At 58.8% G+C, this 12,692-nt stretch carries 14 protein-coding genes; 3 read left to right on the top strand and 11 right to left on the bottom strand.

What is annotated here, in order from left to right; translation table 11 throughout:
- Positions 1 to 44 precede the first annotated feature (44 nt).
- Positions 45 to 656 carry a spore protease YyaC gene (gene yyaC, locus TPH_RS00205; RefSeq protein WP_015049212.1) on the top strand — a complete coding sequence of 204 codons (612 nt, stop codon included), beginning with the start codon at positions 45 to 47 and terminating at the stop codon, positions 654 to 656.
- Between the two features lie 75 nt (positions 657 to 731).
- Here yyaC and TPH_RS00200 read toward each other — a convergent pair whose 3' ends face one another.
- From TPH_RS00200 to TPH_RS00185, 4 genes are all read right to left on the bottom strand, one after another.
- Positions 732 to 971, bottom strand: a complete 240-nt coding sequence (locus TPH_RS00200) for a YkuS family protein (RefSeq protein ID WP_015049211.1) — start codon at positions 969 to 971, stop codon at positions 732 to 734.
- A gap of 96 nt (positions 972 to 1,067) precedes the next feature.
- Positions 1,068 to 1,496, bottom strand: a complete 429-nt coding sequence (locus TPH_RS00195; protein ID WP_015049210.1) for a bactofilin family protein — start codon at positions 1,494 to 1,496, stop codon at positions 1,068 to 1,070.
- A 501-nt stretch (positions 1,497 to 1,997) separates the two neighbouring features.
- On the bottom strand, positions 1,998 to 2,933 hold the full coding sequence (locus TPH_RS00190) for a M23 family metallopeptidase (RefSeq protein WP_015049209.1): 936 nt from the start codon (positions 2,931 to 2,933) through the stop codon (positions 1,998 to 2,000).
- Positions 2,934 to 2,953: 20 nt separating this feature from the next.
- Entirely contained in the window at positions 2,954 to 3,457 is a 504-nt protein-coding gene (locus TPH_RS00185) for a DUF4446 family protein (protein WP_015049208.1), read from the bottom strand.
- Positions 3,458 to 3,711: 254 nt separating this feature from the next.
- On the opposite strand from TPH_RS00185, the gene larB reads away from it, so the two are divergent.
- Entirely contained in the window at positions 3,712 to 4,473 is a 762-nt protein-coding gene (gene larB / locus TPH_RS00180; protein ID WP_015049207.1) for a nickel pincer cofactor biosynthesis protein LarB, read from the top strand.
- Positions 4,470 to 5,696, top strand: a complete 1,227-nt coding sequence (larC, locus tag TPH_RS00175; protein ID WP_015049206.1) for a nickel pincer cofactor biosynthesis protein LarC — start codon at positions 4,470 to 4,472, stop codon at positions 5,694 to 5,696. The genes larB and larC overlap by 4 nt, the downstream gene beginning before the upstream one ends.
- A gap of 33 nt (positions 5,697 to 5,729) precedes the next feature.
- On the opposite strand, the gene TPH_RS00170 is transcribed toward larC, so the two are convergent.
- From TPH_RS00170 to mnmE, 7 genes are all read right to left on the bottom strand, one after another.
- Positions 5,730 to 6,941 carry a glycoside hydrolase 5 family protein gene (locus tag TPH_RS00170; protein WP_148275796.1) on the bottom strand — a complete coding sequence of 404 codons (1,212 nt, stop codon included), beginning with the start codon at positions 6,939 to 6,941 and terminating at the stop codon, positions 5,730 to 5,732.
- A gap of 236 nt (positions 6,942 to 7,177) precedes the next feature.
- The gene (locus TPH_RS00165) at positions 7,178 to 8,035 is read right to left on the bottom strand and encodes a ParB/RepB/Spo0J family partition protein (protein WP_015049204.1); all 858 of its coding nucleotides are present in this window, start codon (positions 8,033 to 8,035) and stop codon (positions 7,178 to 7,180) included.
- Complete coding sequence (locus tag TPH_RS00160; protein ID WP_236608836.1) at positions 8,025 to 8,834, bottom strand: ParA family protein; 810 nt, start codon at positions 8,832 to 8,834, stop codon at positions 8,025 to 8,027. Before TPH_RS00160 ends, TPH_RS00165 begins: the two co-directional genes overlap by 11 nt.
- Before the next feature lie 258 nt (positions 8,835 to 9,092).
- A complete protein-coding gene (locus tag TPH_RS00155) occupies positions 9,093 to 9,671 on the bottom strand; it encodes a YkgJ family cysteine cluster protein (protein ID WP_015049202.1) in 579 nt (192 codons plus the stop codon).
- Positions 9,664 to 10,509 (bottom strand): ParB/RepB/Spo0J family partition protein, encoded by an 846-nt coding sequence (locus TPH_RS00150; protein ID WP_148275794.1) that lies wholly within the window; start codon positions 10,507 to 10,509, stop codon positions 9,664 to 9,666. Before TPH_RS00150 ends, TPH_RS00155 begins: the two co-directional genes overlap by 8 nt.
- Complete coding sequence (gene rsmG / locus TPH_RS00145) at positions 10,496 to 11,272, bottom strand: 16S rRNA (guanine(527)-N(7))-methyltransferase RsmG (protein WP_015049200.1); 777 nt, start codon at positions 11,270 to 11,272, stop codon at positions 10,496 to 10,498. Before rsmG ends, TPH_RS00150 begins: the two co-directional genes overlap by 14 nt.
- Positions 11,273 to 11,293: 21 nt before the next feature.
- Positions 11,294 to 12,691, bottom strand: coding sequence for a tRNA uridine-5-carboxymethylaminomethyl(34) synthesis GTPase MnmE (mnmE, locus tag TPH_RS00140; protein WP_028991228.1), 1,398 nt, complete (start codon positions 12,689 to 12,691; stop codon positions 11,294 to 11,296).
- Position 12,692 lies beyond the last annotated feature (1 nt).

Raw genomic sequence — 12,692 nt, 5'->3', positions numbered from 1 at the left:
CTTCGGCACGCAGTTCAACCGTCCGCAGCAGGGGGGAAATAAGGATGATCTTCGGCCTCAAGCCCCAGAATATTCTCTCCCGCCAGGAAACCCGGGTGTCCGTCCACGACCGCAACGCGGCCGGAGATCTGGCCGCGTTTCTCACAGGGCTGCTCGGGGAGCTCAACCCATCGAGTTTTCGCCCGGTGGTGCTGCTGGGGATCGGTACAGATCGCTCCACAGGGGATAGCCTGGGTCCGCTGGTCGGGTCCCGGGTCAATGAGCTGGCACCTGGGCTGCTTCCAGTCTTCGGCACCCTCGACGACCCGGTGCACGCCGTCAACCTGGCGGAAAAAACCGAGGCCATCCAAAACGCTTTCCCTTTTCCCCTTATTATTGCCGTCGATGCCAGCCTTGGTCAACCGCAAAATGTCGGGGCGATAACCATCGGAAGGGGGCACTTAAAGCCGGGAACGGGGGTCCACAAGGATCTCCCCCCGGTAGGGGACATCTTCATCACCGGAGTGGTGAACATCGGCGGTTATCTGGAGTACCTCGTCCTGCAGAACACCCGGCTCGGGCTGGTGATGAAGATGGCAGACTGCATTGCCCGCGCCGTGATCCTCGGCTGCGAACAGGTGAGGAAAAAACAAAAACAGCCTGAGCGGCTGTCTTAATCGCGGCTGTTCAGGAAGAGGGTGATCCGCCGTCCCCACCTGTCGAAGCCAGCCCGATAAACCCCACTCCGGCTGTTACTTCAGGCGCTCCCGGACGGCGGCTACGATCTCCTCTGCGCTGAGCCCGGCGGCATTGATCACGGGAACATCCGTCCGGATATCCTCCTGCTGCAGCATATCGATATCCATTCCGCTCACGACCACCGCCTGAGCCCTCCTCAAATCCGCCGGATTCATCCCGACTACCCGGTAGCCGGCATCCTCGAGGGCACTGCGAACGTTTCCGAGTTCATCCTCTACCGCCACAAAAGCCATTTCTTTCCCTCCAGGCTGCTATTTTACACCCCTTATTGTGGCGCAAACAGAGGTCAATTATACGGGGCAACAGCCTGAAGGCACAGCACGAGGAGTCTATTCTATAGGAGCCCCTTCTGACGCCGAGGGGACACCTTCTTCCCCGGCAGAGGCATCCTCCGGCAGAGGGGACCCCCCATTCATCAGGCACTCCCCGCGAATCAGCGCTCCCTCCTCCACCAGCAGCCTAGACGCCTGAAAATTGCCGTAGAGCTTTCCCTTCGGGGTTATCTCCAGCTTGGCCTCAGCGTCGACATTTCCACGCACCAAGCCGGCGATGAGGACATTTCGCCCCTTCAGCTCGGCCTCCACTGCGGCGCCTTCACCGATCACAACATCCCCCGCCGACCTGACCGCACCCCGAAAGCGGCCGTCGATGCGGACGGAACCCTCCGTCTCCAGGGTTCCCTCGAAGGATGCCCCCCGGCCGAGAATGGTTTCCGCGGATTCGTTGAGCTTCAAACCGTCCTTCCTGAGCCAGGCCAATTTAAACTCCCTCCCGCAGTGCCGTTCAAAATTTTGTGCTTTCCGTGGCAAACCAAAAACTCCTCCGCTCCACGAGCCTTCCCCGGTTGAGGGCTGTTGGTGGGCGTTGTTTTCACGAACAGATGCACGTGATCCGGCATGATCCCCATTTGGGAATTTCAACCTCAATTTCATCGGCCTTCTGAAGAAGCAGATCTCTCAGCCGTTCTGCCATCTCACCTATCAGACTTTGCGGCGGTATTTTGGGCATCAGATGAGATGATAGCCAATATTGTACACGGTTGTTATTGATCGTTTCCACAGCTTTCCGTTCATGGCCAAATTATACGATTTAATTTTATGTTTGCAATGTATCTAATGTGAAAAGAACAACCTTTCATCCCACCCTTTCGGGTGGGCTTCCCGGCGTGGAATCGTAAAAAATTCAGCGCCGAAGAGCCACGGCGCGCCGGTGGGCCTCCGGCGAGGAGTCACTTGGCCGCCACCCGCCCCTCCGTCGCCCTACTCTTTGAGCACCTGCAGCGGGTCGATGAGAACCCCGTCCTTTTCCACCATAAAGTGCAGATGCGGCCCGGTGCTTCTGCCAGAATTTCCCGCCAAGGCGATCCTCTGCCCCTTTGTAACCCTTTCCCCAGCCCGCACCAGGTATCCGCTCAGATGACAATAAGAAGTTTTGTACCCGTAGCCGTGCTCGATGACCACGGTATGGCCGTAACCCGGACGGTAGCCGGTGAAGACGACCACCCCGTCCCCTGCCGCAGCAACCGGCGCCCCATATTCAGCGGCCAGGTCGAGGCCATCGTGAAACTCAGAGCGCCCGCCTCCGAAAGGTGAAGGGCGCTCCCCAAATCCGGAGGTCACTTCCCCCCGCACCGGCCAGTGGTCCGGCAGAGCGGCCAGGTACTTGAAGTGCTCCTGAAGATCCCTCTCCAGTTGCTCCAGATCGCGGCGCGCCATGGCGGCCACCCTTTGAACGGCGGAGAGGTTCCTCCTCACCTCAGCAGGGTCTTCTTCTGCGGCGGAAGTAGAGAGCCGCAGCCTGCGCGCTGAATCCCTGCTTCCGGACCTGCTGCTGTAATCCTCCCGGCGCTCAAGCAGCCCGGTCATCCGGCGCACCCTCTCATCCAGCTCTTTAACCCCCTCCAGGTAGGCCCTGGCCTCCTCAGCCTCTTCCCGAAGAGAGGCCAGTTCCCGCTGCTGCCTCTCATTCACCAGGCGCAGCTTGAGGAGTTCGTCCCGCTCCGAGCGCGCCCTATAACCGCCGATCAGCCCGGAGAGGGAGAGCGCCGCTAGCCCTGCGAAGAGCAATCCCGCACAGGCCAGCAGCCAGCAGGGAAGCCTAACCGCTTTCGTTCTCGCCCCGCCGGGGGGCACCACCACAAAGGTGAAGGGACGGGTGAGAAACCTTCTCCCGCGCAGGAACAGTTTACCGGGCATGGCTGCCCCTCCCCCAACCTCTAATTCGCAGCGGTAGCTTCTGACCGGCTGGCCATGCGAATGGCCGCCTTTTCCTCATCGCTGAGCGGATATGGGGACGTCCCCCCGACCACAGGCTTGGCAAACAGGCGACAGTCATCCCTCCCCACCAGACAGCAGAGAACGATGCCGTCACCGTCATTATTGAGCAAGGCAAGGGCAAAGCTCAATTCACTGCCCTTGTCGGAAAATGCATTAAACCGCAAAAAGCCGACGCGCCGGAGGGATTTGGCTACACCCTGCTCCAGCTCGCGGCACCACTGCCGGAGTTCGTTCAGCTCCGCCTTCGCCTCCCGGCAGGACACCAGGGTCTCACGAAGCAGCTCATCCAGACTCTCCCCGCCGCCGCGCAGCAGGCGCTGCAGGCGCCGGTTCCAGAGGAGAAGGCGTAAATTGAAGAATATCAACAGCAGGCAAAGGAGCGACAGCGCTCCCAGCGCCGTCAGCAAGGCTCCGTCCCCTTGCAGAAAAGGAATTCCGTCCATCTGGTCAGAACGCTACCTTTTTTTAATTTATCTGATCAAAAAAGTTCCACACATCCTCCTGAATTCCTCTTTTTTGACAAAAAACTTCGCGATGGCTTCATCGCCCACCACCCACCCCGCCCGCTACCGTTTCTTGACAGGAAGATCCCCCTCTGGTTAAACTTGTGGTGGTAAAATGCAGCTTGGATGCAGCCGGAGTGGTATTTGCAGAGCGGCCGGCACAAACGGGCAGCAGTGAAAGGAGAACCGCTACAATGGACAGAAGCAGCTTAAAGAAACTGCTCACAGACGTCCGGGACGGCAGGACGAGCGTGGAGGAGGCCTTTGCAAAGATCAGGCATCTACCCTATGAGGATATCGGTGCCGCCAAGATCGACCACCACCGCGCCCTGCGCAGGGGCTTTCCGGAGGTAATTTTCTGCCAGGGAAAAACGCCGGAACAGGCGCTGGCCGCCTTCAGAGAGCTGGCCGGGCACAACGGGCGCGTCCTGGCCACCAGGGTCTCTCCGGAAACCGCATCCCTGATCAAAACTGAGCTCCCCGAAGCTCAATACCGCCCGGAGGCCAGAATCCTTTTTCTGAGCCGGACGGAAATCAAGCCGCGCTGGGGCCGAATCGCGGTGTTGTCGGCGGGAACAAGCGACCTTCCCGTTGCCGAAGAGGCCGCCTTGACGGCGGAACTGCTGGAGAACGAAGTATCCAGAATCTACGACGTCGGGGTTGCCGGCATCCACCGCCTCTTCTCCCATCTGGAGGAGCTGGAGAGGGCGCGCGTCCTGATCGTCGTAGCCGGGATGGAGGGGGCGCTGCCCGGCGTGGTCGCCGGCCTGACAGACAGGCCGGTCATCGCCGTCCCCACGAGCACCGGATACGGGGCCAGCTTCGGCGGCCTCTCCGCCCTCCTGACCATGCTCAACACCTGTTCTCCCGGTGTGGGCGTCGTCAACATCGATAACGGTTTCGGGGCAGCAGTGCTGGCCCACCTAATCACGAGAAGCGGGGATGAAAAGCCATGAAAATCATCTATCTTGACTGTTTTTCAGGAATCAGCGGGGATATGTGCCTGGCCGCCCTCCTCGACCTGGGAATGCCCCTCGAGTGCCTGCAGGAGGCCGTAGAGCGCCTGGGGATTCCCGTTGCAGTCGAAGAGAAAACGGTGCACAAGGGAGCCATCAGGGCCAAAGGGATCGCCGTCAGGGAACTCCGCCCCCAGCCCCCGGCGCGCAGCCTCAGCGCCGTGCTGGAGATCGTGACAAAAAGCAGCCTCCCTGAAGAGATCAAGGCAAAAACGGAGGCCTGCCTCCGGCGCCTGGCAGCAGCGGAGGCAGCGGTCCACGGAACCCCCCCGGAAAAGGTGCACTTCCACGAGGTGGGAGGGCTGGACACACTGGTCGACCTCGCCGGCACCTTTATCGGGATCGCCCACCTGAAAGTAGAACACCTGTACGCATCACCCCTTCCCCTCGCCCGCGGCAGCATCAAGACCGCGCACGGGCTGATTCCCCTTCCGGCGCCGGCGGCCCTGGAGCTCCTGTCGGGGGTACCCACCTACGGCGTAAACCTGGAGGCAGAGCTGGTCACGCCGACGGGCGCCGCCCTGGTAACGGCGCTGGCATCCTCCTTCGGGCCACCGCCACCCGCCGTTTGGGAGCGGGTAGGCTACGGTGCCGGGAGCAGTGACCTGGAGTGGCCCAATGTCCTGCGCGCCTGGCTGGGGGAGGAGCGGATGTCCGATCAGCGTGCCGAGAAAGGAGCAGGGGCATTCGAGGAGGGCCGGATTCTGGTTCTGGAGACCCAGGTGGACGACACCAACCCCGAGTTTCTGCCCTACCTGCGCTCCAGGCTGGAGGAAGCCGGTGCCGTCGACGTTTCTTTCACCCCACTGCTCATGAAAAAAGGGAGACCGGGCTTCCAGGTGACCGTTCTCTCGTCTGCGGAGCGCCTCTACGCCCTGGCCCGGATCATCTTTCAGGAAACATCCTCACTGGGCCTGCGCTGGCGCCAGGAGGGGCGCATCATGCTTTTTCGCACAACCATCGGCGTGGAAACCCCCTACGGAAGGATCCCCGTCAAGATCGGATACACGCTGGCGCCGGACGGCAGCAGGGAGGTCTTCAACAGGGCACCGGAGTACGAGGACTGCGCCAGGGCGGCCAGGGAACACGGGGTGGGAATCAAAGAGGTCTACCGGTCGGCGCTAGCGGCATTGGTCAAAATCGAGGATGCGCAAGAAATATAGGCTTTTGGACTAGATCGCAAGTGGCGCCGGGGCTCACCGACCATCCAGCACCCGGCGCCACTCCTTTAACTCCCGCGACCCCTTAAAGCTCCTGTAAAGCCTTCTCAGCTCCGACAAGGGATTATCGCAAAACCGCCCGGCATCCTCCCCCTGGAGCCAGGATGGAACGGCCGCGCCGTCACGGCAGCATCCCCCATCATCTTTTATCCTTTCCGCAAACTCCCGCACCGCCCCTGCCGCCTTCTTCGGCCTGCCGTCGGCAGCAAACAACCCGAAAAATCTTTCGTGGGGGTTTTCCCTAAGGGGTGTGATCCCAAACAAATCGGGGTGGTAGTCGCTGTAGCACCAGGCGAATGCTCCGAGCATTCCCGCCGCCTGCAGCAGGCGCAGTGCCCTCCTGTAATAGAGCACACCTGCCTCCTCCGCCGCTTTGGGGCACTCCCGCCACAGCACCAGATCGGAGACTCCGAACTCCTGGAAGAGAACATCCTTCCCCCCCAGCCACCTGGTGAGCACCCCCAGAAAGGGCAAGACCTCCACATCCAGCGGGTGGTCCACCCAGTCCAGATAGAAGGGATAGCCGTGCATCGACAAATAATCGCAGTAAAGGGCTGCATCAGCCGGCCACAGCTTCCGGTCCTCCTGCAGATCCTCGGCGTGGAGTCCGATCGTCACCGGACAGTCGGCGACTTCTTTGAGCTCACCGGCAACTGCTGCCAGCCACTCCCTGGCCGCCTGGCGGTCCCCGGGAACGACAAAATTAGAGGGCTCGTTCCCCAGGTCGTAGCTCCACAGAGCGGGGTGACCTCGCAGCGCCCGGGCAACCTCCCGGCACTGCCTCTGCTGCTCTTTAATTATCCAGCGCTCACCGTAGTAATTTCGGATCTCCCGGCTGCGGGGCCGGCCGCCGCTCACCACCGGAAAGCGGCCCCGCAGTGGGCGCCCCAACAGCCACTCCGGCGCCCAGTTGGCGCCGCTCATGTGCCCGCAAAAGAAGGTCGGCTGGATCACCATCCTGCAGTCGGCCGCAGCATCGGCAACGGCAACCAGCCGCTCCAGGCACAGAGGCGACAACCCTCCGGGGGAGGGCTGGAAGTCCTCCCAGAGGAGAAAGATCCGCACCACCTGAAACCCCAATGCCGCCAGGCGGCGGAAGTCGTCCCTGACCTCGGCGGCATGAAAATCCCGCCACCAGTACATCGCCCTCTTCGCCGGCCAGTAATTGACACCGAGCAGAAAACGCAAAGTTTTATCCCCCCTTTCAGCACCCTCCCGCCGCGGCAGTGAGAGGATTTGGCACCTTCTCCAATCCCTCCTATCCCTCACCGGCCGGGAGATAAAAACCAGCCTGTCCCTCAAGGACATCTTCCCCTTTTTATTATTCTTATGCCCACGCTTTTACAAAAAAACCCCGGCTTCTCTCGCCGGAGGCCCTTTAAAAACACTAAAAGCCGGGGAGCACTCCGCATTCCCGGCAGGATTCAACAGCCGAAGAAAAACTCCAGGAGTCGCTCGAGATCATCCCGACCGTAGTATTCGATCTCGATCCTCCCACCCCGCCTGCCCGGCCTGATCCGCACCTTCGTGCCCAACCGCTCCCGCAGGCGGTCCTCCACTGCCGCCAGCTCCACATCCTTCTTCTTCTCCCCTGCCTTCTGTCGGGAACCCCCCTCTTTCAAGAGGCGCTGGACGGCCTTCTCCGCATCCCTTACCGTGAGCCCCTTTTCCACGATCTCCCGGGCAAGCATCTCCTGCCCGGCAGGATCGGGGATGCCCAGCAACACCTTGCCGTGGCCGACGCTCAGTTTCCCCTGCCCCAGGAGGCTCCTTACGCCTTCCGGCAGCTGCAGAAGGCGTAAGGAATTGGCGATAAACGACCTGCTCTTACCGACGCGGGAGGCGACCTCCTCCTGCGTGAGGTGAAACTCCTCGATCAGGCGCCTGTAGGCCAGCGCTTCCTCCACGGGATTGAGGTCCTCCCGCTGGATGTTCTCCACCAGCATCATTTCACCGGAGGTCCGGTCATCCACCCGGCGGATAACCGCCGGGATCGTCTCCAGCCCCGCCTGTCTGCAGGCCCGCCAGCGCCGCTCCCCGACGACCAGTTCATACAGGTCCTCCCCGACCGGCCTGACGACGACCGGCTGCATGACTCCGTGTTCCTTAATAGACGAGGCCAGCTCCCGGATGGAATCCTCGTCGAAGTCCTGCCGGGCCTGGTAGCGGCTCGGCGTAATCCTCTCCAAGGGGAGTTCCACTATTTCCGCGTCCTCTGCGGCACCTTCGGGTGTCGTGGGAATCAGGGCCTTCAGCCCCCGCCCCAAACCCTTACTCTTCATGCTCGATCACTTCCTGTGCCAGCTCTTGATAGAGGATTGCCCCGCGCGATCTGGGGTCGTAAGCGATCACCGGCTTTCCGTGGCTGGGCGCTTCGCTGAGCCGCACATTCCTGGGAATGACCGTCCGGAACACCTTGTCCCCGAAGTAATTCTTTACCTCGTCCACCACCTGGATGGCCAGGTTGGTGCGGGCGTCGAACATAGTCAGAAGCACCCCCTCCAGCTCCAGCTGCGGGTTGAGACGCCGCCGAACCAGATTCACCGTCTGCAGCAGCTGCCCCACCCCCTCCAGGGCATAATACTCGCACTGAATGGGGATCAGGATCCTGTCCGCAGCCGTCAAGGCATTGATGGTCAGCAGGCCGAGAGAAGGAGGGCAATCGATGAAAATGTAGTGGTACCGGCCGCGCAGGCTTTGCAGAGCGGAGCGCAGCCTGAACTCCCTGTCCTTCATGCCGACCAGCTCGACCTCCGCCCCGGCCAGATTGATCGTAGCGGGAAGCAGATCGAGGTTTTCGATCTGCAGTGAGACCACCACCCGCTCCGGCTGCGCCTCCCCCAGAAGCAAGTCGTAGACGGAAACATCCAACCCATCCCGATCAACGCCAAGACCGCTGGTGGCATTGCCCTGTGGGTCGGCGTCGACGAGGAGCACCCTTCTCCCCGTCGCCGCCAGGCAGGCGCTCAGATTAATGGCGGTCGTTGTTTTAGCAACACCGCCCTTCTGGTTGGCTATGGCGATGGTTTTCGCCTGCCCGCGATCGCTTGGAAAGCCCTTATTTTCAACGGTTGGCCGCAGATGTTCCACGTGGAACAGTCCTTTTCTCTTCTTTTTCTTATTGCTATTTTTATTCCACAACAAAGCGCAATCCTCCTGCATTCCCGCCCACTTCCGTTCAAATTTTTTCACACTCCGCCTGTACCCATCAATATTCATCTTCCCCTAATAATTACCACACCAAGCTCAAACCCACCCGTAACGCCTTTTTTTGGCCGCTGACCCTCTTTTTCCGCCACCAAACCCATCCATGAGTCACCTGGACAGGCAATGTAATACTTACATATCCCTCAGCCAGCCCCACAATTCTTTCGAACAGATGTTTCTCAGAGGGATCCCCGTAAACTTATTCCCGTCAAAGTCTCCCTTCACGATCATTTCTTCCAACAGGTCCTCACCGTAGTTAACGATCTGCGACCTCAACTCATCCAGGCGTCGTGAAAAGGGCGCGCATATATACGTGCGGCAGACGAATGGACGGGCCTCATACAGTGAGCAGATACTCCGCTTTCGATCCCACAAACAGCAGATGTCATCAATGCACTTCAGCGTGACATCCAGACAGGGCCCTAAATCATCAATCCTACAATAACGGCTCAGCCACTCGCCAACGCTCATCCCTGCACCGAGACCTGCCCTCATCATTCTGGATATATCTCCTGGCGTTAGGGGTATTCTCCCCCCGCAGCAGATGCAACATCCGTTACAGCTGCTACCGTACCTCCTCCTGGCGGCTCTTCCGGAAAGGACTAACTCCCCTACCCTTTCTACATCCCCGACCGCAGCGTCATCTGAGAGAACGCCTACATCGTAACATTCGTATGTTTCATCCCACCAGATCCGCACCTTCTCAGACACCAGTGTCCACCTCAATTACTATTCGCAAAACACCGTTATCCTCCTCGTGCGACAGTCGCACATTCAGCCCCGCGCTGCGCATCATCTTTACACCCCTCTCCAGGGAATTCATAAAGATCCTCAGGTCGCGGATCTTCGGCACGACATTCTGCTTTCGACCCTTTTTTATTTCCCGGGAAATATTTTTATGTTTTTCCCTTCTGATCAGCTCTTCCCACTCCCCGACCCTGTAATCCCGCACAGCAGCCATACCGAGCACCTTGAGCTGAGCCCTGCTGTCCTCCAGTTCCAGAAGAGCCCTGGCATGCCTCTCTGACAATCCCAAACGATAAACCTGCTCCCTCACCTCAGGCGAAAGCCGCAACAGCCTCAGTTTATTGGCTACTGCGCTCTGGCTCAATCCCATCCTTTCGGCGACCTCAACCTGGGTGAGATTAAACTGCTCGATCAGACGTCGAAATCCCTCTGCCTCCTCGAAAAAGTGAAGATTCCTCCTCTGTACGTTTTCCATCAGTGCCATCTCCATGGCTTCGGCATCGCTCACTTCTTTAATCACAGCCGGAACTTCCTGTAGCCCCGCCATCATGCTGGCCCGCACCCTTCTCTCTCCGGCTATCAGCTCATAGCCTCCATCACAGGGCCTGACGACGATCGGCTGCAACACCCCGACGTTCTTGATCGACTCTGCGAGCTCCTTTAATGACTCCTCATCAATGTTAAAACGGGGCTGAAATCTGCCGCACCTTATGCTTTGTAGAGGTATTTTTACGACCTCTCTATCACCCTTGCGGCCCCCTCCGAAGAGCATTTCCAACACCATCCCCCTATGTCCGTGCATTACATTTCATCTTCTTTTCGACAGCATCACCTCCTATCCCTCTTCTCAAGAGCGGCCTCTTCTCAGGTATTCCTGCTCTTCGCGGGTAATCCTCTGGAGTACGCTCTTCTTTGACAAAAGATACGATATGCCTTCCTTCCTCACCCTCAAATACATAAGGAACTATCCGTTCTAATCGAACGCCGAGAACGCTCATCGCAAAGGCGGACTGACCCAATTCCTCCTGGATGCTACGTCCCTTCATCGCCAGCAAGTGCCCTCCTCTCTTTAGAAATGGCACGCCAAGCTCCAACACCACCGGCAGTGCTGCCAGCGCTCTGGCAGTAACGCAGTCATACGTCTCCCTGTGATTGGGATCGCGGGCCAAATTCTCCGACCTCTCCCAGATAACACGGCACCCTTCTAACCGCAGAGCGTCGATGACTTCCTCTAAAAAGCGGCACCTCTTGGCCTGAGACTCCACCATAACTACCTGCAGGTGGGGGAAACAGATCTTCAAAGGCACTGCAGGAAAACCGGCACCGCTGCCGATATCGAGAAGGCGTCCTACGGCTACAAGTTCGCAACCCCGGCTGCACCAGAGGGAGTCCAGGAAGTGGCTGGAGAAGAGGTTCTCTTCGTTCTGGAGGCGCACCAGATTGATCCTCCTGTTCCACGATCTTATTAATTCTGCGTAGATCTGAAATCTTTCTTGCATCCATCCTTCGATCTCTAATCCCAGCTCCCGGGCTCCGGCAACCAGCTTTTGCATTCCTCTCGTCACGACAAAACCACCGCTTTCATTTTACTTTCCGATGCAAAACTCTCTGAAGATCTCGTCGATCACATCTTCGGATTCCGTGTCACCTAAAATCTGCCCCAGTTGCGTCCAGGCATCCCAGAGATCGATGGCGACGCACTCAGGCGGCATGCCCCCCCTTATACCGCACTTTGCACCTACAAGGGACTCTCTCACTCTCTCCATCACCTCCAGCTGTCTACGCCTAGTCAGCACTGCCGATTCCGGTGCCAATTTACTCACCCCAACGACGTTTAAAACCGCCTCCCCCAGCTCTTTTCGTCCCCATCCCAACCGGGCCGAAATCTCCAGGAAAACATAACTGCTTCCCAGCCGCTCTCTAATCAGATCGACGTCCAGCCTTCTTTCTTTTAAGTCAATCTTATTCAAGAGGACGACTCCTCTCTTGTCCTTGATCAGCTCTAATACGTCTCGATCCTCTTCACTCAGCTCGCTGGTGACGTCGAACAAAGCCAGCACAATATCAGCCTCTTCGACAGCAGCCCGCGTTCTGTCAATACCCAGCCTCTCGACGACCCCGGCCTTTCCTCTGATTCCAGCGGTATCCATCAGGATCAAAGGGATTCCCTCGAGATTAATGGCCTCCTCAATGATATCCCTGGTCGTTCCGGGTATGTCCGTCACCAGCGCCCTCTCCTCCCCTAAAAGTGTGTTGAGCAGGGTTGACTTGCCGACGTTAGGCTTCCCTACCAAAACCGTCTTCAGCCCCTCCCGGTAAATCCTGCCGGCCCTTGAGCCTTCGATGTATCCGTCAACCCTGGCAATGAGTGCATCGATCCTCTCCATCAACTTATCCACTGGGATTTGATCGACATCTTCGGGGAAGTCGATCTCCGCCTCGACCCAGGCCAGGATCGATTTCAACTCATCTCTCATTCCTCCAATTTCCCTCGAAAGACCTCCTGACAGCTGCCTTAAAGCTATCTCCGCGCCCTTCTCACTGCGCGCCCTGATGACGTCGAGAACGGCCTCGGCCTGAGCCAAATCAATCCTTCCGTTTAAAAAGGCGCGCTTGGTGAACTCACCTGGTTCGGCCAAACGCGCGCCATTCTTCAAGAGAAGATCGAGCACCCTCTTAATCGGGAGGATCCCCCCGTGGCAGTTGATCTCCACGACGTCCTCCCTCGTGTAGGTGTGCGGCCCTCTCATTACTGACACCAGCACCTCATCGATAACCTCACCATCCTCATTGCGGATGTACCCCAGCCTCATGCTGTGCGAAGGCGTTTTCAGAAGGTTCTGTCCCTTGCGAAAGGGCTGGAAAAATCTGTCCACCAGCTCCACCGCCCCCCTCCCGCTCATCCTGACTATGCCGATAGCCGCCTCACCTAGAGCGGTTCCCAACGCGGCGATCAGATCCCCCTCTTCGATCCGTTCCATCATC

The sequence above is a fragment of the Thermacetogenium phaeum DSM 12270 genome (assembly GCF_000305935.1).
GTDB lineage: Bacteria > Bacillota > DSM-12270 > Thermacetogeniales > Thermacetogeniaceae > Thermacetogenium > Thermacetogenium phaeum.
This window is presented reverse-complemented; position numbering and strand designations above follow the sequence as displayed.

Excerpts from the sequence above, each read along its gene's own strand:
- larC (WP_015049206.1), top strand. The coding sequence starts at position 4,470 with ATGAAAATCATCTATCTTGACTGTTTTTCAGGAATCAGCGGGGATATG.
- TPH_RS00190 (WP_015049209.1), bottom strand. The coding sequence starts at position 2,933 with ATGCCCGGTAAACTGTTCCTGCGCGGGAGAAGGTTTCTCACCCGTCCC.
- yyaC (WP_015049212.1), top strand. The coding sequence starts at position 45 with ATGATCTTCGGCCTCAAGCCCCAGAATATTCTCTCCCGCCAGGAAACC.
- TPH_RS00200 (WP_015049211.1), bottom strand. The coding sequence starts at position 971 with ATGGCTTTTGTGGCGGTAGAGGATGAACTCGGAAACGTTCGCAGTGCC.
- TPH_RS00165 (WP_015049204.1), bottom strand. The coding sequence starts at position 8,035 with ATGAAGAGTAAGGGTTTGGGGCGGGGGCTGAAGGCCCTGATTCCCACG.
- TPH_RS00150 (WP_148275794.1), bottom strand. The coding sequence starts at position 10,509 with ATGCACGGACATAGGGGGATGGTGTTGGAAATGCTCTTCGGAGGGGGC.
- TPH_RS00185 (WP_015049208.1), bottom strand. The coding sequence starts at position 3,457 with ATGGACGGAATTCCTTTTCTGCAAGGGGACGGAGCCTTGCTGACGGCG.
- mnmE (WP_028991228.1), bottom strand. The coding sequence starts at position 12,691 with ATGATGGAACGGATCGAAGAGGGGGATCTGATCGCCGCGTTGGGAACC.
- larB (WP_015049207.1), top strand. The coding sequence starts at position 3,712 with ATGGACAGAAGCAGCTTAAAGAAACTGCTCACAGACGTCCGGGACGGC.